This is a genomic window from Nocardioides cremeus (assembly GCF_030518195.1).
Classification (GTDB): domain Bacteria; phylum Actinomycetota; class Actinomycetes; order Propionibacteriales; family Nocardioidaceae; genus Nocardioides; species Nocardioides cremeus.
Genome location: NZ_JAULSC010000277.1, coordinates 1 through 277, shown reverse-complemented (window position 1 = coordinate 277; position 277 = coordinate 1). Strand labels below are relative to the sequence as shown.

1 protein-coding gene is annotated in these 277 nt (G+C 72.9%); it reads left to right on the top strand.

The genetic code is table 11. From position 1 onward, the window contains the following. Nucleotides 1-87: 87 nt before the first annotated feature. On the top strand, nucleotides 88-277 hold a 190-nt coding region (locus tag QWJ41_RS21155; protein WP_302710467.1), incomplete at its 3' end, for a hypothetical protein.

The window sequence follows — 277 nt, the reverse complement described above, 5'->3', positions numbered from 1 at the left end:
CCCGACGTCACCGGGCCGGGGTCGTTGGACCTGCATGGGTCCGTCCCCACGTTGGCCGTGGCGGCCTCGACGACGGACCCGGCGCGGATGGCGTACGTGGTCGGCGATCCCCTCGTGGCCCCAGGCGAACGGCTGGGGATGCCCCGTTCAGGCCAACAGCCGCAGGCGGCCAATCTTCCCGCGCTTCTGCGCGAGGATGCCCTGCTCGTCCATCCGGACGACCTGGGCCCTTCGTGGGTCGTTGCCGCCCTCTTCGACGCGCCGCCGGCCATCGCAG